15 protein-coding genes and 1 other RNA gene are annotated in these 18912 nt (G+C 73.4%); 8 read left to right on the plus strand and 8 right to left on the minus strand.

Going from position 1 to position 18912, the window contains the following annotated elements; translation table 11 throughout:
• Positions 1 to 16 precede the first annotated feature (16 nt).
• The 3 genes from QFZ71_RS07220 (at position 17) to QFZ71_RS07230 (ending at position 3194) form a co-directional block, all read left to right on the plus strand.
• Positions 17 to 1510 (plus strand): MFS transporter, encoded by a 1494-nt coding sequence (locus tag QFZ71_RS07220; RefSeq protein WP_307667431.1) that lies wholly within the window; start codon positions 17 to 19, stop codon positions 1508 to 1510.
• A 147-nt stretch (positions 1511 to 1657) separates the two neighbouring features.
• On the plus strand, positions 1658 to 2212 hold the full coding sequence (locus QFZ71_RS07225) for a GNAT family N-acetyltransferase (protein ID WP_307671360.1): 555 nt from the start codon (positions 1658 to 1660) through the stop codon (positions 2210 to 2212).
• A 79-nt stretch (positions 2213 to 2291) separates the two neighbouring features.
• A complete protein-coding gene (locus QFZ71_RS07230) occupies positions 2292 to 3194 on the plus strand; it encodes a glycosyltransferase family 2 protein (protein ID WP_307667432.1) in 903 nt (300 codons plus the stop codon).
• Positions 3195 to 3274: 80 nt separating this feature from the next.
• On the opposite strand, the gene QFZ71_RS07235 is transcribed toward QFZ71_RS07230, so the two are convergent.
• A complete protein-coding gene (locus QFZ71_RS07235; protein ID WP_307667433.1) occupies positions 3275 to 3769 on the minus strand; it encodes a GNAT family N-acetyltransferase in 495 nt (164 codons plus the stop codon).
• 221 nt (positions 3770 to 3990) lie between these two features.
• On the opposite strand from QFZ71_RS07235, the gene QFZ71_RS07240 reads away from it, so the two are divergent.
• Positions 3991 to 5139: a Fic family protein gene (locus QFZ71_RS07240; protein WP_307667434.1), complete on the plus strand. Its 1149-nt coding sequence runs from the start codon at positions 3991 to 3993 to the stop codon at positions 5137 to 5139.
• Between the two features lie 127 nt (positions 5140 to 5266).
• Here QFZ71_RS07240 and rnpB read toward each other — a convergent pair.
• An RNA gene (gene rnpB, locus QFZ71_RS07245) (RNase P RNA component class A) lies at positions 5267 to 5674 on the minus strand.
• A gap of 287 nt (positions 5675 to 5961) precedes the next feature.
• Here rnpB and yaaA point away from each other — a divergent pair.
• Together yaaA and eda are read left to right on the plus strand one after the other, a co-directional pair.
• On the plus strand, positions 5962 to 6762 hold the full coding sequence (yaaA, locus tag QFZ71_RS07250; RefSeq protein ID WP_307667435.1) for a peroxide stress protein YaaA: 801 nt from the start codon (positions 5962 to 5964) through the stop codon (positions 6760 to 6762).
• 94 nt (positions 6763 to 6856) lie between these two features.
• Positions 6857 to 7507 (plus strand): bifunctional 4-hydroxy-2-oxoglutarate aldolase/2-dehydro-3-deoxy-phosphogluconate aldolase, encoded by a 651-nt coding sequence (gene eda / locus QFZ71_RS07255; protein WP_307667436.1) that lies wholly within the window; start codon positions 6857 to 6859, stop codon positions 7505 to 7507.
• A gap of 188 nt (positions 7508 to 7695) precedes the next feature.
• On the opposite strand, the gene QFZ71_RS07260 is transcribed toward eda, so the two are convergent.
• From QFZ71_RS07260 to QFZ71_RS07280, 5 genes are all read right to left on the minus strand, one after another.
• Positions 7696 to 8481 carry a sulfite exporter TauE/SafE family protein gene (locus QFZ71_RS07260; RefSeq protein ID WP_307667437.1) on the minus strand — a complete coding sequence of 262 codons (786 nt, stop codon included), beginning with the start codon at positions 8479 to 8481 and terminating at the stop codon, positions 7696 to 7698.
• Between the two features lie 12 nt (positions 8482 to 8493).
• Positions 8494 to 9930 carry a bifunctional RNase H/acid phosphatase gene (locus QFZ71_RS07265; RefSeq protein ID WP_307667438.1) on the minus strand — a complete coding sequence of 479 codons (1437 nt, stop codon included), beginning with the start codon at positions 9928 to 9930 and terminating at the stop codon, positions 8494 to 8496.
• Positions 9927 to 10673, minus strand: a complete 747-nt coding sequence (locus tag QFZ71_RS07270) for a zinc ribbon domain-containing protein (protein WP_307671361.1) — start codon at positions 10671 to 10673, stop codon at positions 9927 to 9929. Before QFZ71_RS07270 ends, QFZ71_RS07265 begins: the two co-directional genes overlap by 4 nt.
• Positions 10670 to 11506, minus strand: a complete 837-nt coding sequence (locus tag QFZ71_RS07275; RefSeq protein ID WP_307667439.1) for a Nif3-like dinuclear metal center hexameric protein — start codon at positions 11504 to 11506, stop codon at positions 10670 to 10672. Before QFZ71_RS07275 ends, QFZ71_RS07270 begins: the two co-directional genes overlap by 4 nt.
• 247 nt (positions 11507 to 11753) lie before the next feature.
• Positions 11754 to 12797: an ABC transporter substrate-binding protein gene (locus tag QFZ71_RS07280; RefSeq protein ID WP_307667440.1), complete on the minus strand. Its 1044-nt coding sequence runs from the start codon at positions 12795 to 12797 to the stop codon at positions 11754 to 11756.
• 211 nt (positions 12798 to 13008) lie between these two features.
• Between QFZ71_RS07280 and QFZ71_RS07285 the strand changes: the two genes are divergently transcribed.
• Positions 13009 to 14538: a hypothetical protein gene (locus tag QFZ71_RS07285; protein WP_307667441.1), complete on the plus strand. Its 1530-nt coding sequence runs from the start codon at positions 13009 to 13011 to the stop codon at positions 14536 to 14538.
• Between the two features lie 476 nt (positions 14539 to 15014).
• Here the strand turns inward: QFZ71_RS07285 and QFZ71_RS07290 are convergent, their stop codons facing one another.
• The gene (locus QFZ71_RS07290) at positions 15015 to 16460 is read right to left on the minus strand and encodes an MFS transporter (protein WP_307667442.1); all 1446 of its coding nucleotides are present in this window, start codon (positions 16458 to 16460) and stop codon (positions 15015 to 15017) included.
• A 381-nt stretch (positions 16461 to 16841) separates the two neighbouring features.
• Between QFZ71_RS07290 and QFZ71_RS07295 the strand changes: the two genes are divergently transcribed.
• Positions 16842 to 18584 (plus strand): BCCT family transporter, encoded by a 1743-nt coding sequence (locus tag QFZ71_RS07295; protein WP_307667443.1) that lies wholly within the window; start codon positions 16842 to 16844, stop codon positions 18582 to 18584.
• The last annotated feature ends 328 nt before the right edge of the window (positions 18585 to 18912 follow it).

Genomic DNA, 18912 nt, shown 5'->3' on the forward strand with positions numbered 1-18912 from the left:
GGAAGGCGCTCCCGCCATGCCCGCATCCCGCACCGCTCCCGGCGCCGCCGCCGACACCGAACCCGTCCCCACCGCACGGGCCAAAGCCGGCCCGCACACCGCGGGCCCTCGCATGACCGGCCGCCAGAAGCTCGTCCTGGCACTGCTGCTCGGCTCCCAGTTCATGATCGCGGTGGACTTCTCGATCCTGAACGTGGCGCTGCCCGTCGTCGGCGAAGGGCTCGGCTTCTCCCTGTCCCACCTCCAGTGGATCGCCACGTCCTTCGCGCTCGCCGCGGCGGGATTCACCCTCCTCTTCGGCCGCGTGGCCGACCTCGTCGGCCGCAAGAACCTGTTCATCGGCGGCATGGCCGTCCTCGGGCTCTCCTCCGCGCTGGGCGGCCTCGCCACCTCGCCCGAGGTCCTCCTGACCGCCCGCGTGCTCCAGGGGCTGGCCACCGCCGCCGTCACCCCCGCCGGACTCGCGCTGCTGACCACCGCGTTCCGGGAGGGGCCGCTGCGGGAACGCGCGCTCGGGCTCAACGGGGCCCTGATGTCGGCCGGGTTCACCGCCGGGGCGATCCTCGGCGGCCTCCTGACGGACCTGCTCTCCTGGCGCTGGGCCTTCTTCGTCAACGTACCGGTCGCGGCCCTGGTGGTGGCCCTGGCCCCGTCCGCCATCACCGACTCCCGGCCGGAGCGAAGGCCCCGGCTGGACGTGCCGGGCGCGGCCACCGTCACCGGCGGACTGCTGCTGCTCGTCCTCGGGCTCAGCCAGGCCGCCGAGACCGGCTGGACCGCCCCCACGACCCTGGCCGCCCTCACCGCCGGCGCCGTGCTGCTCGCCGCGTTCGTCTCCATCGAGCGGCGGGCCGCCGCCCCGCTCGTCCCGGTGCACATCCTGAAGCGGCGGAGTGTCGTCTGGGGCAACGCCGCCGGGCTGATCGCCTTCGTCACCGAGACCTCGCTGGTGTTCCTGCTCACCCTGTACCTCCAGGAGGTCCTCGGCTACTCCGCGCTGGCCACCGGTCTCGCGTTCGGCGTCCTCGGCATCGGCACGGTCGTCGGCGGAGTGCTCGGCGGACGGGCGGTGGGCCGGTTCGGCAACCGGCGGGCCATCGTGCTGGGCGGCACTGTCCAGGCCGGGGCCACGCTGACGCTGGTGGCGCTCGGCACGTCCGGCGCGTGGATCTGGCTGCTGCTGGCGGCCACCTTCGTCGGCGGCGTGGGCAACATGCTGATGATCGTCGGCTTCATGGTGACGGCCACGTCCGGGCTGCCGGACGAGGAGCAGGGGCGGGCCACCGGGCTGGCGACGATGACCCAGCAGGTCGGTATCGCCCTGGGTATCCCGGTGATGAGCGCGGTGGTCACCGCCCGGACGGGGGCGGCGACCGGGGCGGAGGCGGTGCTCTCCGGAGTCTCCACCGCCATCCTCGTCAACTCCGCCCTGGTCCTGCTCGGCGCACTGCTCACCGGGTACTTCCTGACCGGAGCGAAGCGCCCGCGGGGGGCGACCGGCGCGGCCTGAGCGGCGGGCCAGGCTCGGCGGCGGGACAATACGCCCATGGCATCCGCCCCCGAGCCTGCCTCCGAACCCCGAGCCCTCACCGATGCCGACCCCGGCGGCACCGAACCGGCCCCCGGCCCCGCCCGCACGCCGCTGACCGTGCCGAGCATGTCCGCGGGACCCGACTTCGTCCTGCGCCCCTGGGAGATGAGCGACCTCCCGCTGGTCCGCGAGGCTTCCCTCGATCCGTACATCCCGCTCATCACCACGATCCCGGCCCGCTACTCCGACGTGGCCGCCGAGGCGTTCGTCCGCCGCCAGTGGGACCGCGCGGCCACCGGCGCGGGGTACCCGTTCGCCATCGTCCGCTCCCGTGACCGGCGCCCGGTCGGCGCGATCGGGCTCTGGCTGCACGAGCTGCCCGAGGGGCGCGCCTCGCTCGGCTACTGGCTCGTCCCGTCCGCGCGCGGCCAGGGCGTCGCCCGCGCGGCACTGCGCACGGTGTCCGGGTGGGCCCTGCGCGACCTCGGCGTCCCGCGCCTCCAGCTCCACATCGAGCCGTGGAACACCGCCTCCGCCCGGATCGCCGAGGAGACCGGTTTCCGCCGGGAGGGGCTGTTGCGGGGTTGGCAGCGGGTGGGCGACGAGCGGCGCGACATGGCCGTGTACGCGCTCCTGAACACCGACGGGCCCGTGGATGGCCGGGCGGCGGCCGCGAACTGAACAGCGAGGCGTTACGATCGCGGGCACCGCTGCCGACCAGCCATCGACGACCGGCAGCCGAGCTCCAGGAGTACCGAACTTGTCCGCACCACGCATCGGCGTATCCATCGTGACCATGGGAGACCGCCCGCAGGCGGTCGAGGCGCTGCTGGCGTCGGTCGCCATGCAGGACGTCCGGCCCACCCGGCTCGTGATCATCGGCAACGGCACCTCTCTCCCCGACTACACCGCCACCCCCGGTCTGGAAGACCTCGACGGCGGGGTGACCGTCATCGAGCTGCCGGAGAACCTCGGCTGCCCCGGCGGCCGGAACGAGGGGCTGCGCCGGCTCGCCGAGATCGGCGACGTGGACGTGGTGGTCGAGCTGGACGATGACGGACTGCTGGTCGACAAGGACGTGCTGCGCCGGGTACGGGACCACTTCGCGGCCGACGACCGGCTCGGCATCGTCGGCTTCCGGATCGCCGACGAGCACGGCGAGACCCAGCGGCGGCACGTGCCCCGGCTGCGGGCGGGCGACCCGATGCGCGGCGGCCCGGTGACGGCGTTCCTCGGCGGCGGCCACGCGTTCTCCATGAAGATGCTGGCCCAGACCGGCCTGTGGCCCGCGGAGTTCTTCTTCACCCACGAGGAGACCGACCTCGCCTGGCGTGCGCTCGACGCGGGCTGGAAGGTCGAGTACGACCCCGAGCTGCTGCTCCAGCACCCGAAGACGTCCCCCGCCCGGCACGCGGTCTACTACCGGATGACGGCTCGCAACCGCGTCTGGCTGGCCCGCCGCAACCTGCCGCTCCCCCTGGTCCCCGCCTACCTCGGCACCTGGACCCTGCTCACCCTCGCCCGCACCCGCGACCCGAAGGGCCTGCGGGCCTGGGCGGGCGGTTTCGCGGAGGGCGTCCGCACCCCGTGCGGGGAGCGGCGCCCGATGCGCTGGTCCACGGTCTGGCGGATGACGCGACTGGGCCGCCCGCCGGTCATCTGACCCGCCCCTCGCGGGCGCGGGCGCTCAGCGGATCACCGGCTGACGGGCCCACCCGTCCACGGACTCACGGGCTCACGGACTCACGGGCTCCAGCGGTACAGCACGTCGGGTTCGTTCTCCTCGTTGCGACCGCCGTCGTCGAACGCGACGGCGGTGAACCCGTGCCGCTCGTAGAAGGCACGGGCGGCGGCGTTGCGCTGGAACACGTACAGGCTGAGCCCGCCCTTCGCCGCGCCGCGCACCTCGGCCAGCAACCGGCTGCCGATCCCGCGCCGCAGCGCGTCGGGCCGCAGATAGAGGTGATCGAGCTCGTCATCCCCGGCGAGCACGGCGAACCCGAGCAGGTCCCCGCCCTCCCGCTCCTCGGCCACCCACACCCCGGTACTGGTGGGCAGCACGACATGGGTGATCCAGGCGAGGGTGTCCTCGTCGCTGTGCACCCGCGCCAGATACGGCATGGCGGCGGCGCGGGAGTCCAGAAAGACCCGCGTGACGGCTTCGGCATCCTGCAGGGTGGCCGGGCGCAGCCGTACGCCCTCGTGTCCGAGCCGGCGCGCGGCCCCATAGCCCGTCATACGGCTGATCAGAACACGAGACGAACCCGCACGGAAAGGGCCTCGGACCAGCCGGTTCAGCTGGTCCGAGGCCCTTTCCGTGGCTCTGCGGCGGACGAGCCGGCCTGTACGCCGGGTTCTGTCGCCCGGTCGCCTCGCGGCGGCCGCGTCACGGCTCCCGCCCGAATGCCGACCCACCTCCCCCCGTCGACAGAATGACACCCTGTGGGTATCATTTCATCATGCTGTACGAGACGCCTCTCCTCACCGCTGCTGACCATCACGTCCTGGACGAGATCGCGGAGATGCGTCGCGAACTGCACCACGCCGTGCAGCAAGCACCCACCAAGTGGACCCTCGACCTGAGGCGCCATCTGACCGCATCAGCCATCGCAGCCTCCAATACCATCGAGGGCTATGAAGTAGATGCCCGCGACGTCGCCGACCTCATGGACGACGCCCAGGAGAAGGTGGACGTCACCGAGGCGAACCGCGCGGAGACCGTCGCCTACCAGCAAGCCATGACCTACATCCAGTCCTTGCACGGCGTTCCCGATTTCGCGTACAGCAAGGGCCTGCTCAACGCCCTGCACTGGATGCTGCAAGGGCACCACCACCCTCGTAAGCCCGCCGGACAGTGGCGGCGGGGCCCGATCTTCATCACCGCGGTCGGCGATCCTCACGCTACGGAATACGAAGGGCCCCACGAAGACGATGTGGCCGGTCTGATGAGTGAGCTGACCGACTGGCTCAACACCGGCGACATGGATTCCGATCCGCTGGTACGCGCGGCGATGGCGCACTTCAATCTCGTCAAGATCCACCCGTGGGCCGATGGCAACGGCCGGATGTCCCGTTCTTTGCAAACTCTCCTGATCTCCCGAGAAGGTGTTCTCGCGCCCGAGTTCTCCTCCATCGAGGCATGGCTGGGAATGCCCGGACACACGTGGGACTACTACAAGGTGCTGCGCGAGGTCGGCGGGCCTGTCTACAGCCCGAAGCGGGACACCGCCCCGTGGGTACGGTTCAACCTGCGCGCCTATCACGAGCAGACCCAGAGCGTGCAGCATCGCGTGAACCGATCCAATAGGTGCTGGATCGAGCTGGACGAACGGCGAGACGCCCTTGATGTTTCCGAGCGCCAGGTCACCGCTCTGCATGAAGTCGCGATGACCGGACGGGTGCGCCGTTCACGGTACGAGAAATCAGAAGGAATCAGCGAGCAACAGGCGCAGCGCGATATGCAGCACCTGATGCGCCGGGAGTTGCTGACACCCGTGGGCAATACGAAGGGCCGTTACTACGTTCCTGGCGCCCGCTACCCCCGGGAAGTCCTGGCCACGGCCGCCGCCCGGCACCGCATCCGCGACCCTTACGGCAGTGCCGCCTGATCACGACCGGGCCCCCTTCCAGGACGTCCCGGCCTACATCGCATGGACGGGCTGGTGCACAGCCCCATCGCCAAAGGGCCTCGGACCAGCCGGTTCAGCTGGTCCGAGGCCCTCCGTGGCTCTGCGGCAGACGAGCCGGCCTGTACGCCGGGTTCTGTCGCCCGGTCGCCTCGCGGCGGCCGGGGAGACGGCCATCCATCTAGGACCGGCATTGCTGCCGGCCTCCTGCGGTCCACCCGTGAACTCGGGCGAGCAGCCCTCGAACGTTCACGCAGGGCCGTCCCGTTGCCGGGGCGGCCCCTTTTGACCTTGCTCCGAGTGGGGTTTACCTAGCCGCCTGAGTCACCTCAGGCGCTGGTGGTCTCTTACACCACCGTTTCACCCTTACCCGCGACCGGAGTCACGGGCGGTCTGTTTTCTGTGGCACTGTCCCGCGGGTCACCCCGGGTGGCCGTTAGCCACCACCCTGCTCTGTGGAGCCCGGACGTTCCTCGGGAGGATCCGGGGATCCCCACGCGGCCGTCCGGCCGACTCGTCTGCCGTACCGTCATCGTACCGGGCCGCCCCCGGCGGCTCGGCCGCGATCCCCCGGGCCCCTCCCGCAGCCGAAGGCCGAGGTCTCCCGATCGAAGGCGAAGGGCTCGGGCAGCGGAAGCGGCGCTCGTCCGGAAGGAGCCCCCGGAGCCCCGTGCGGCGGCGCCCTGCCCGCCTCCGCGCGAGCGGACGGCCCGGCCGGGTAGGGCCCCGTACCCTTGCCGGGGACCCGGAGAGCCCGCGCGCCGGCCTGGTCCGTGCTCGCCGTACGTATGAAGGAGAACCGCCTTGCTCGTGCTGTTGCCGCCCTCCGAAGGAAAGGCCGCCTCGGGGCGTGGGGCTTCCCTGAAGCCGGAGTCGCTGTCGCTGCCGGGGCTCGCCCCCGCCCGTGCCGCGGTGCTGGACGAGCTGGTCGAGCTGTGCCAGGCGGACGAGGAGAAGGCCCGTGAGGTATTGGGCCTGAGCGTGGGGCTGGCGGGCGAGGTCGGCAAGAACGCCGAGCTGCGCACCGCCGGGACCCGGCCGGCCGGGGAGCTGTACACCGGCGTGCTGTACGACGCCCTCGACCTGGCCTCGCTGGAGGCGGACGCGCGGCGGCGGGCGGCGAAGTCGCTGCTGGTCTTCTCGGGGCTGTGGGGCGCGGTCCGGATCGGCGACCGGATTCCGCCGTACCGCTGCGCGATGGGCGTGAAGCTGCCCGGCCTCGGCGCGCTCGGCGCGTACTGGCGTACCCCGATGGAGACCGTGCTGCCCGAGGTCGCCGGAAACGGGCTCGTCCTGGATCTGCGGTCCTCCGCGTACGCGGCCGCGTGGAAGCCGAAGGGCGAGGTGGCCTCACGGACGGCGAGCGTGCGGGTGCTCCACGCGCAGATCGTGGACGGCGTGGAGAAGCGGTCCGTGGTCAGCCACTTCAACAAGGCGACCAAGGGCCGCCTGGTGCGCGATCTGCTGGTGGCCGGCGCCCGGCCCACGGGCCCGGCGCAACTGGTGGAGGCCCTGCGGGACCTCGGGTACGTGGTGGAGGCGGAGGCCCCCGCCCGCGCCGGGCGGCCGTGGGCGCTGGACGTGGTGGTGACGGAGATCCACTGACCTCCGCCGCCTTCCATCGTTCGCCGCCCGCCCCGCATTGCACCCTGCGCAACGCTCGTTGCAGGTATTGGCCCGGTCGCGGCAGGATGACCCCATGACCTCCGCCTCCGCGCCCGCCGCCCCGCCCGACGTCTCCGTGCTGGACCTCGCGCCCGTCCTCCCCGTCGTCGTCCTGCACGACGCAGCCGACGCGGTGCCGCTGGCACGGGCGCTGGTGGCGGGTGGGCTGCCCGCGATCGAGGTGACGCTGCGGACGCCCGCCGCACTGGCGTCGATCCGGGCCATGGCCACCGAGGTGCCGGGGGCGGTGGTCGGCGCCGGCACGGTGCTCTCGCCGCGGCACGTACGGGACACCGTCGAGGCCGGAGCCCGGTTCCTGGTCAGTCCGGGGTGGACGGAAGCGCTGCTGGAGGCCATGAAGGCGTCCGGCGTACCGTTCCTGCCGGGTGTCTCGACCACCTCCGAGGTGGTGGCCCTGCTGGAGCGCGGGGTGACCGAGATGAAGTTCTTCCCGGCCGAGGCGGCAGGCGGCACGGACTATCTCAGGGCCCTGTCCGCACCGCTCCCCCGGGCCCGGTTCTGCCCCACCGGCGGCATCTCGGCCGGCTCCGCGCCCTCGTACCTCTCCCTTCCCAACGTCGGCTGCGTGGGCGGCAGTTGGATGGTTCCGGGTGACGCGGTGGCGGCGAAGGACTGGGACCGCGTGGCCCGCCTGGCGGCCGAGGCGGCGGCACTCGCCCCGTGAACCACGCCCCCTGAACCGCGCCCACCGGTCCGCGCCCTCGCGCCCCGTGCGCCATGCGCCATGCGCCATGCGCCATGCGCCGGATGCCGGGTGCCCGGACCCGTGATCCGCGACGCTGTGCGCCGGGGACCCGGACTCGGGACCCGTGATCCCGCGACCCCGTGCTCCCCCGGCCGGGCCGGGCCGGTTCAGTGCAGGATCTGTACGGCGTAGAGCCCGCCGACGCCCAGCGCCAGCATCCCCAGCAGCAGCCGCAGCGCGGTCTCCGGCAGACGCGGCTGGAGGCGGGCGCCGAGATAGCCCCCGCAGAGGCCGCCGAGGCCGCAGGCCAGGCCGAGGGACCAGTACGGCGCGATGTCGCCGGTGGTGGTCAAGGAGAGCAGCGCGTACGTCCCCGCACCCACCACCGACGTCACGAAGGTGGCGGCGAGCGCGGCGGGGGCCACCCTCGACACCGGCATGCCGCGCCCGGCCAGGATCGGGCCGAGGATCGATCCGCCGCCGATGCCGTAGATCCCCCCGGCGACTCCGACGGCCATGGCCAGCCGGGTGACGGTGCGCGAGGAGAGCTCCCGTGCGGGGGCCGTGCGGGAGGCGCGGCGCAGGGTGCGCAGGCAGAGCCAGCTCCCCAGCGGCAGCAGCAGGACGGCGATGAGCAGCCGGAACACCGCCGGGCCCGGCACCGCGAACACCCGGATCACCGCGCCCACGACGACGCCGGGGACGGTGCCGAGAACGAGCAGCCGGGTGAGCGGTCCCCGCAGGGTTCCGGCCCGGTGGTGCCGCACCAGCGCACCGGGGCCCGCCACCACGTTGTAGAGCAGGTTCGTCGGGGTGACCGCCGGGCTGGGCACCCCGAGCACGCTGATCTGGACCGGCAGCAGGAACACCGCGCCCGAGACGCCCACGGGCGCGGTGGCCACGGAGATCAGGAGCCCGGTGGCGAACCCGAGCAGCTCCGTCGACCAGCCCACGCGTGTCCGCCGCTAACGCAGGTGCGAGGTGTCGTTGAGCAGGCGTACGGAGGCGTTGCCGTCGCCGTAGTACGCGACCGTCGAGATCGAGGCCGCCGACAGCTCCATCCGGAACAGCGCCTCGGGCGGGGCGCCCAGGGCGAGCCGGACGAGCGTCTTGATCGGGGTCACGTGGGTGACGAGCAGGACCGTGCGGCCCGCGTACCGGGCGACGATCCGGTCCCGCGCCGCCGCGACCCGCTCGGCCACCTCCGCGAAACTCTCGCCGCCGCCGGTCGGGGCGGTCTCCGGGGAGGCCAGCCAGGCGGTGAGGTCGTCGCCGTACCGCTCCCGCACCTCGCCGAAGGTCAGGCCCTCCCACGCGCCGAAGTCCGTCTCACGCAGGCCCTCGTCGATGCGGACGTCCAGGCCGAGGCGGGCGGCGACGGCGGACGCGGTCTCGCGGCAGCGGCGCAGCGGGGAGCTGACGATCTCCTGGACGGCGCCGACGGCGGCGAAGTGCTCGGCGGCCCGCTCGGCCTGGCCGCGACCGGTGGCGGAGAGTTCGGGGTCGGTGCCGCCGCTGCCGGAGAACCGCTTCTGTGGTGTGAGGGCGGTCTCGCCGTGCCGGAGCAGGACGAGTGTGGCGGGAGCACCCAGGTCGGGGGCGGAACCCCAGCCGGTCTGCGGGGTGCCGGCCGTCTTCTGCGGCGTACCGGCCGCGTCCTCCGGCGTCCCGGCCGTCCCCTGGCGCGTGCCGGCCCCCTGCTGCGGTTCCGGTACGGAGAGCGGCCCGCCCGGAACCGGCGTGTGCGGAACCGGCGTGTGCGGAAGCGACGCGTCCGGTGCCCCGGTTCCCGGCAGCGGGAAAAGCCCTTCGGGGGCTCCGCCGCCGCGCGCCGCCGCCAGCGCCGCACGGGCCCTGGCCGCTCCCGCGGCCTGGTCGCCGGGCGGGCCCTGCGCCGGGGGCGGGGCGCTCGGGGTGCGGGCACCCGGGGCGTCGAGGGCGGCGGTCGAGGCGGACGCCTCCCACTGCCGACCGTCGCGGCCCGCGTCCATCGCCTCGTTGGCGAGCCGGTCCGCGTGCTTGTTCTGCGCGCGCGGAATCCACTCGTACGTCACGCGGGACGGCGGCAGGATCGCGGCGGCGCGGGCCGCCAGCGGCTTCATGTCGGGGTGCTTGATCTTCCAGCGCCCCGACATCTGCTCGACCACGAGCTTGGAGTCCATCCGGACATGGACCCTCAGTGCGTCCCCGGCGTCCGGGAACAGTGCCTTCGCGGCGGTCAGTCCGGCGATCAGCCCCCGGTACTCGGCGACGTTGTTCGTCGCCACGCCGATGTACTCGGCGGCCTCGGCCAGCGGCTCGCCCGTGGCCGGATCGATGACGACCGCGCCGTAGCCGGCGGGCCCCGGATTGCCCCGGGAGCCGCCGTCGGCCTCGACCACCAGGTGGTGGGCGACGGTCATGACAGACCCGACTCCGAGGTGCGGATCAGAATCCGGTGGCAGTTCTCGCAGCGCAGGACCGTCTCCGGGGAGGCGGCCTTCACGTCGTTGACCTCGGCCATGTTCAGCTCCAGCCGGCAGCCCTCGCAGCGGCGCTGGTAGAGCCGGGCGGCGCCGACCCCGCCCTGCTGGGCGCGGAGCTTGTCGTACAGCTTCATCAGGTCGGCGGGGATGACCTCGGCGACGACCTGGCGGTCCTTGGCCACCGTGGCGGCCTCGGCGTCCAGCTCGGCGGTGGCGGCGTCGCGGCGGGCGGTGGCGTCGTCGACCCTGGCCTGGACGGCGGAGACCCGCTCGGTCAGCTCGGTGACGCGCTCCTGGGCGGCCTCGCGGCGCTCCATGATCTCCAGGACGACGTCCTCCAGGTCGCCCTGGCGCTTGGCGAGCGAGGTGATCTCGCGCTGGAGGCTCTCCAGGTCCTTGGGCGAGGAGACCGCGCCGGAGTCCAGGCGCTGCTGGTCGCGGACGGCGCGCTGGCGCACCTGGTCGACGTCCTGCTCGGCCTTGGTCTGCTCGCGGGCGGTGTCGCTCTCCTCGGTGGTGGAGGCGACCAGCAGGTCGCGCAGCTGGGCGAGGTCGTTGCTGAGCTGCTCGATCTCGGCGTGCTCCGGCAGCGAGGACCGCTTGTGGGAGAGCTGGGCGAGCCGGGTGTCGAGGGCCTGGACGTCGAGAAGTCGGATCTGGTCGGCGGGCGCGGCGTTCAGTTGGGGGCTCCAGAGGAATGGTGGGTGGTCCAGGGGTCGGTGACCCGCTTCGAGACGTGGACCCGCAGGCCCCATCCGTGGCGGTCGGAAAGCGCGTCGAGCTGGGCGGCCGCCTGCTCGCACCAGGGCTGCTCGGTGGCCCAGTGCGCGGCGTCGACGAGGCCGAGCGGCGTGTGCTGCACGGCTTCGGACACCGGGTGGTGGCGCAGGTCGGCGGTGAGGAAGGCGTCGACGCCCGCGGCGCGCACGGCGTCGAAGAGGCTGTCGCCGGAGCCGCCGCTGACGGCGACGGTGCGGACGAGCGCCTCCGGGTCGCCGGCCAGCCGGATGCCCTGCGCGGTGGCGGGGAGCCGGGCGGCGGCCCGCGCGGCGAAGGCGGCCAGGGTCTCGGGGTGGTCCAGTGCGCAGATCCGGCCGAGTCCGCGCCGCCCGCGGGGGTCGGTGGGATCCGGTACGAGGGGGCCGGTGACGCGCAGGTCCAGGGCACCGGCGAGGGCGTCGGAGACGCCGGGGTCGGCGGTGTCGGCGTTGGTGTGGGCGACGTGGAGCGCGACGTCGTGCTTGATGAGCGTGTGGACGACCCGGCCCTTGAAGGTGCCGGCGGCGACCGTCGTCGTTCCGCGCAGGTAGAGCGGGTGGTGGGTGACGATCAGTTGCGCGCCGAGTTCCAGGGCCTCGTCGGCGATCTCCTGGACGGGGTCGACGGCGAACAGCACCCGGTCGATCTCCGCGTCCGGGTCGCCGCAGACCGTCCCGACCGCGTCCCATCCCTCGGCCCGCTCGGGCGGCCAGAGGGCGTCGAGGGCGGCGATGACTTCAGACAGACGGGGCACGGGGGAAAGGCTACCTGTCCGCGGTGGCCGGTCGCCCGGGGCCGCCGAACCTGGACGCCGGGTCCGGCGGCCGACCACGCGTCGTCACCCCTCACCCGCCGACGCCCCGCCCGTACGAAGGCCGTACGGGCGGGGCGTGAGGTCGTACGGGCGGGCCGCGGAGGCGTGGGCGACGCCGGAAGGCGTCACCTCACCGCGCGGGCGCGGACGGCCCGCCCACGGCCCGTGGCGTCCGCGCGGGGAGGCGTCACTTCACCAGGTCGGCGCGGAGGTCGTCGAGGACCAGGCCGGCCGCGGTGACGCCGAGGCCCAGGTACCAGGTCTCGTCGGAGACGTCCTTGGCCCGGCCCTCCTTCACGGCCTTCAGGTTCTTCCACAGCGGGTTGGAGCGGGCGGTGTCGCGCTGGGTGGCCTTCGGGTCGCCGTAGACGCCGGTGAAGATCCAGTCGGCGTCCGCCTCGTCGATCCGCTCCGGGCCGACCTCGGCGGCGAGGTCGTCGATCTGCTGGTTCTTCGGCCGCGGCAGGCCGACGTCCTGGAGGATCGTGCCGATGAACGACGCCTTGGCGTAGAGCCGGATCCGGTCGGGCATGTAGCGGACCATCGAGACGGTCGGTTTGTCGGGACCGATGTCCTCGCCGAGCTTCTCGGCCTTCTCCTCGTACGCGGCGAGCGCCGTCTCGGCCTCCTTCGTACGGTCCAGGGCCCGGGCGTTGAGGAGGTAGTTCTCCTTCCAGGTGAAGCCGGGGCGGATGGAGAAGACGGTGGGCGCGATCTTGGACAGCTCGTCGTACTTGTCCGCGGCCCGGAGCTGGCTGCCGAGGATCAGGTCCGGCTGGAGGCCCGCGATGGCCTCCAGGTTGAGGCTGTTGATGGTGCCGACGCTCTTCGGCTCGCCCGCCGCCTTCTTCAGGTAGGAGGGGAGGGTCGCGTCGCCCTCGCTCGGCGCGTAGCCGACCGGCTTCAGACCGAGCGAGACGACGTTGTCCAGTTCGCCGACGTCCAGGACGACGACCCGCTTGGGCGCGGCCTTGATCTCGGTCTTCCCCATGGCGTGGGTGACCGTGCGGGGGAACTCTCCGGCCTTCGCGTCCGTGCCGTACCCGGCCGTCTTCTTCGCGGCGTCCGCGAAGTCCTTGCCGCCCGTGGCGACGGCGGCCTTCTTGCCGCCGCCCGCCTCGGACTTCGCCGCGTCCGCGTCGCCGTCGGCACCGCCCCCACAGGCCGACAGGGAGAGGGCTGCCGCGACAGCCAGGGCGACTGCGGCGGTACCGCGGGGTCGGAGGGACATCACTTGCTCCAGATGGTTCGCGTACGTGCAAGGGGAACACGGGTGTGAGTTAGGGCAGCCTCACCATAGCCGCGGCCCGTTTCACCAGCACACTCACCCCTTCACCACCGACGAATGCGGGCATCGCCACCCTTATGTGTGAAGTCAGGTGCCTCACGTTGTCCGGCTGGACGTGCGAAAACTACCTTTCGTAGCCGGAGGTGACCAGTCCATGACTGCCTGTGCCATCGAGGGTGGATCCGCCGGGGCCGCCGCGACGGCGGAACCCGTACCGGAACGGGAAACGGAACCCGGACCGGAGCCCGGACCCCAGGGGCCCGAGGCTCCCCGGGGACCCGCAGCGGGATCCGCGGCGGAGCCGGGAACGGGGCCCGCGCCGGGGTCCGTGACACGGCCCGGTCCGGAGCGGTCCGAGACGGACCCCGGTCCGGAGTCCGGCGCGGAGTCCGGTTCGGTGCCGGGCCCGGCACCCGGCCCGGCTTCCCGCCCGGAGCGCGATCCGGAGCAGGAAGCGGAACTCGCCGCCGGGACCGGGACGGCGTACCGCCCGGAGTCCGGTTCCGCTCCGGCGACCGGCCTGGAGGAGCCCCGCGCCCGCCGGAGCCGCGGCGGCGCGTCACCGCTCCCCGGCGGCCTCACGCTCACCGCGGACGGGGCCTACGCCGCCCGGCTCACCGCGGCCCCCGGCCCGCCCGGCGAGCGGTCCTGGTATCCGGAGCGGTGGACGCTGGACGGCCCGGAGCCGTACGCGGTGCCCCTCCCCCTCGACCAGCCCGAGGAGCCGGACTCCGAGGTGGCGCCGCTCGCCGACGGGCGGGTGCTGATCCGGCGGCGGGTGGCGGACCGGCAGATGTTCTCGCTGCTCTACCCGACCGGCCCCGGCACCGGCGAACTCCTGCTGGGCACGGTCGAGCGCACGGAGATGACGCTGCTTCCGCCGTCGCCGGACGGCCGGTGCGTGTACGCGCTGGCGGCCGGGGAGCGGGAGTCGTCGCTCTGGCTGGTGGCGGGCGGGGCGTTCGGCCCCGAGGAGGTCGCACGGGTGGCCGGGCGCTGCTCGGGCGGGGTGTGGCTGGACCGGGAGGGCCGGCTGCTGGCGCTGGACCGGCGGGCTCCGGGCGGGGGGCCGGTGAAGGCGGTCTCCGTCGACCTGGGGCGGCGGGGCGGGGTGACGCCGCTGCTCCAGATCGCGCCGGAGAGCGACGACCGGCTGCTGCTCGCGGACGCCGACAGCGGGTTGCTGCTGATCCGCTCCGATGCCGCGGGCCACGACCGGCTCGGCTGGGGCGTACTGGGGAGTTGCCTGCCGGTCAGGTTTCCGGAGTGCCTGCGCCTGGCGGGTGCGACCGTGACGCCGTTCGCGGTGCAGCCCGGTCAGGTGCTGATGCCGGAGAGCTGTGCGGTGGCGCTGCGGATCGACGGGGACGCGGGAAGCTGGGTGGGCGTGTGGCGTCCGACGGGCCGGCGGCTGCACCAGTTCGCGGCTCCGCTGGGCTGGGCGCCGGGGGTCGGGTACTGGAGCAGGGACGGGGTACTGCGTCTCCCGTACGCGAACGCGGCGACGTCCTGCGGCGTGGCGATGCTGGAGGCTCCCGAGGACGTGGAACCCTCCTCCGTGACCGGTCGCACGGAGGGCGGGGAAGGCGGAACGGAACCGTCCGCCGCCGTCGCCGCTCCTGCTGTGTGTAAGCCCGTTCCGTTGGGGCAGGCGCCTCTGCACGGTGCCGCTCGACCTGATTGAATTCGGAACCGGGGCTACGCGACCGCACCGGGCGGGGCACCGGCGGTGACCACGTCGGAGGGCGTTCGCGGGGCTTGCGACAGACGTACGTGCGACACAAGCAAGCGATCACAACGGGGTGACTTCCCAGATGTCCGAAGTCCGAAGCGACATGACCCAGCAGCACCCGACGGGGGCGGGCCGACGGTCCGCGAGCGGTGGTTCCGGCAAGCACCGAGGGGGTGCGTCGACGGAGACCACGCCGGTGCAGCCGCACGGTCGCCACCGCCGGCCCGCCGAAGACGAGTCCCGCGCCGCCTGAGCCGCGCGACGGGCGGAGCACGACACAGCACGACAGGAGGGCCCGGACCGGCGGACAGCCGGTCCGGGCCCTCCCGCGTACGCCTCACCTGTCCCTCCCCGTACCCGTCGCGCACTCCCCTCGCGGCTCCGCCCGTGCGGATGACGCCGTTTCGGGCCGGGCCGGCGGTCGTTCCTCACGACGTACGGCGCGGTGGGCGGTGGTTCGGCAGCCAGAGCAGCATCACGACCACCCCGACGAGCAGCACCCCGCTCGCCGTACGGAAGGCCATGGCGTACCCGGCGGTGACCTCGGCCGGGTCGCCGGAGCCCGCGGTGCGCGCGGCGGCGACGGTGGAGAGCACCGCGAGGCCCAGCGCGCCGCCCATGGTGCGGGAGGTGTTGACCAGGCCCGAGACAAGTCCGGCGTCGCCCGGGTCCGCCCCCGACGTGGCGAGGGTGGCGAGCGGCGTGGAGGCGAGCCCCGCCCCGGCCATCATCAGGATGCCGGGCAGGCAGATCGCGGTCAGGTAGGAGCCCTCCACGCCCATCGTGGACTGCCAGCCGAAGCCCGCGGCGGTGATGAGGACCCCGGTGACGGCGAGGCACTTCGCCCCGGAGCGCACCATGAGGCGCGGGGCCAGTTTGGAGCCGACGATGACGGCGGCCGAGGTCGGCATCAGCGCGAGACCGGCCTCCAACGGCGAGTAGCCCAGGACGTTCTGGGCGTAGACGGTCATGAAGTACCACATGGAGAAGGTCGCCGACCCCATGAGCAGCATCGACACGTTGGCCGAGGAGACGGCCCGTACGGAGAAGACGCGCAGGGGGACCAGCGGGACGGCGGTCCGCATCTCGGCCAGGACGAAGAGGGCCAGCAGCCCGGGTCCGGCGAGCAGCGGCACCAGGGTGGCCGCGGCCGTCCACCCCTCGGCCTCGGTCTGGACGACGCCGTACGCGACGGCGGCGAGGCCCGCCGTGACGAGGATCGCGCCCAGCAGGTCGATGCGGCGGCGGTCGCCCGCGCGTCCCTCGGTGATCCACAGGGCGGCGGCGAGCAGGACGACGGCGCCGATGGGCACGTTGATCAGGAGGACCCAGCGCCAGGAGAGAGCGTCGGTGAGGGCTCCGCCGATGAGTCCTCCGGCCGCGCCGCCGCCCGCCCCGACCGCCATCCAGGTGCCGATCGCCCTGGTCCGCGCCGGGCCCTCGGGTACGGCCGCGGTGAGGATGGTGAGGGTGGCGGGGGCGAGCACGGCGGCCCCGAGGCCCTGGGCGGCGCGGGCGGCGAGGAGCTGCCGGCCCTCCTGCGCGAGGCCGCCCGCGAGGGACGCCGCGGTGAAGAGGCCGAGCCCGACGAGGAACATCAGCTTGCGCCCGTAGATGTCTGCGGCCCGCCCGCCCAGGAGCATGAACCCGGCGAACGCGATCGAGTAGGCGTTGACGACCCACTGGAGGCCCGCCGCGCTCAGCCCCAGGTCGGCGCGCATGGAGGGCAACGCGACGTTGACGACGGAGACATCGAGGACCACGAGGAACTGGCCGGTGCAGGCGGCGAGCACCACGGCCCAGGTGCCGGGGCGTATGCGGGAGGGGGCGGGCGCGGCGGAGACAGGCGTGGAGACATCGGGCATGGGGGCCATGCTCCCGGGCGGCGTGCGGCGCGTACATCGGGTGTCGGAGGAGGGCCGATACGCCGCCGGGCATCGACGGAGGGGAGATACGCCGACGGGCGTCGACGGAGGGGAGATACGCCGACGGGCGTCGCAGGAACGCCGGACCCGTCCGGTACATCGGGCACCGGGCGAGGTGCCGCCGCGTGTCGGTAGCGGCCTTTGACAGGCCGTCAGCCGCTCCGGACACGGCCCGCACAGCGGTGACGGGCCGCTCAGGGGGCCGCTCCGGACGCCGGACAGCGGCCGTCGGGGTATCGGGATGTCGGCCGTCGGGAGCGGCCCGCGGACTTCGGTCGTCGGCGTGGCACGCCGTCCATACCCCCGCATACGCCACCATAGTGGTGCGTTATGAGTACGGAGAACGCCCACGTGCCCCCGGACCAGTCACCCTCCGGCCCCACGAACGCCGCTGCCGACGCGGCCGCAGGGACGGACTCCTCGCCGGACCGGGTGGTGGTGTCACTCGGGGCATTGGGCGTCATCGGCGTCGTGCTGTGGGCCGCTTTCGGGAAGCACTCCTTCGAAAGCGCCTCGAACGCGGCCCTCCCCTGGGTGCTCGACAATTTCGCGTGGCTCTTCGTCATCGCCGCCGACGTGTTCCTGGTGCTGTGCCTGGTGATCGCCTTCAGCCGCTTCGGCCGCATCCGGCTCAGCAGGGACGACTCTCCCCCGGAGTTCTCCGACTTCTCGTGGATCGCGATGATGTTCAGCGCCGGCATGGGCATCGGGCTGATCTTCTACGGTGTCGGGGAGCCCGTCGCACACTATCTGACCCCGCCGCCCTCCAGCGGGGCGGAACCGCAGACCGCCGGGGCCGCGAGCGCCGCCATGGAGTACTCCTTCTTCCACTGGACCCTGACCCCGTGGGCGATCTACGGGATCGTGGGCCTGGCCCTGGGGTACGCGAGCTTCCGCAAGGGCCGGGGCAACCGGCTGAGCGCCGTGTTCGTGCCCCTGATCGGCGAGCGCCGGGCGAACGGCGTCTTCGGGAAGGTCCTGGACCTGCTCGCCGTCTTCGCCACGGTCTTCGGCACCGCGACGAGCCTGGGGCTCGGCGCCCTGCAGATCGCCATCGGACTCGACCTGACGGCGGACGTCGGCCGGAGCACCGGTGTCGAGCTGGTGGTCATCGCCGTGCTCAGTGTGGCGTTCGTGGTCTCCGCCTTCACCGGTCTGCACGGCGGCGTGAAGTGGCTCAGCTCGATCAACCTCGTCGTCGCGGCGATCCTCATGGTCTTCGTCTTCTTCGCGGGTCCGACCGTCTACCTCCTGGACGTGCTGCCGTCCTCGGTCGGCGGCTATCTGGACCAGCTCCTCCCGATGGCCTCGCGCACGGGCGCGTTCGGCGACCAGGACTGGCTGGGCACCTGGACGATCTTCTACTGGGCCTGGTGGCTGTCCTGGGCCCCCTTCGTCGGCACCTTCATCGCCCGCATCTCCAAGGGCCGCACGATCCGCGAGTTCCTCCTCGCCGTGCTGCTCATCCCGAGCGGGGCGACCGCCCTGTGGTTCGTGGTGCTCGGCGGCACCGGTATCCGGCTCGCGGAGACGGGCGTCGTCGACATGGCCGAGAAGGCGAAGGAGGGGACGGAGGCGACCCTGTTCGCCATGCTCGACGCCCTGCCGGCCGGCACGGTGACGGCCTGGGCCGCGATGATCCTGATCATGATGTACTTCGTCACCAGCGCGGATTCCGCCTCGCTGGTCATGGGCTCGCTGACCAGCCGGGGCGCCCTGCACCCGCGGCGCTGGCTCGTCGTCACCTGGGGGCTCCTCATGGCGGCGGTCGCCGCCGCCCTGTTGGTGGCCGGCGGACTGGAGTCCCTGCAGAGCGCGACGATCCTGGTGGCGCTGCCCTTCGTCGTGGTGATGCTCTTCCTCTGCTGGTCCCTGCTGCGGGAGTTGCGCACCGACCCCGGCGGCGGCCCCAAGCGCAGCGAGGGTCTGCACGGGATGCGCGACGCCGTGCGCGTCATGGTCGGCGAGGAGCTGGGCAACCAGCCGGAGACGCGCCACCACCGTCTCCGCCGCGCGGCCGCCGCCCGGACCACCGGCGCCGAGGACGGCCGGGACCCGGAGAGCCGACGGTGAGGCCCGTCGCGGCGCGCCCCTGCCGCGGCGCCCGAGCTGCGCGCCCCGGCCGCGGTCACCCTGGTGCGGGCTTTCGGCATCTTCCTGCCCGCGCGGCGGCCCTCCGCGCACCCGGTGCTCCTGGCGAGCGGTGCGGACGCCGGAACCTCCCGGACGCCCGCCTTCCTCCCCCGCCGAGTCGTCCGGCCGGACCGTACGGCACGATGGGTCGCCGTCGACAGGCCCCTGAGCCACCCCGTGCCACCTGGAGGAACCCCGTGACCGCCGAGTCCGCCGCCGCTTCCGCTTCCGCCGCCGGACCCGCGCGCCCCGCCGGTTCCGGCGGGCC

Origin of the sequence: Streptomyces sp. V2I9, assembly GCF_030817475.1 — a bacterium.
In the GTDB taxonomy this organism is placed as follows: Bacteria; Actinomycetota; Actinomycetes; order Streptomycetales; family Streptomycetaceae; genus Streptomyces.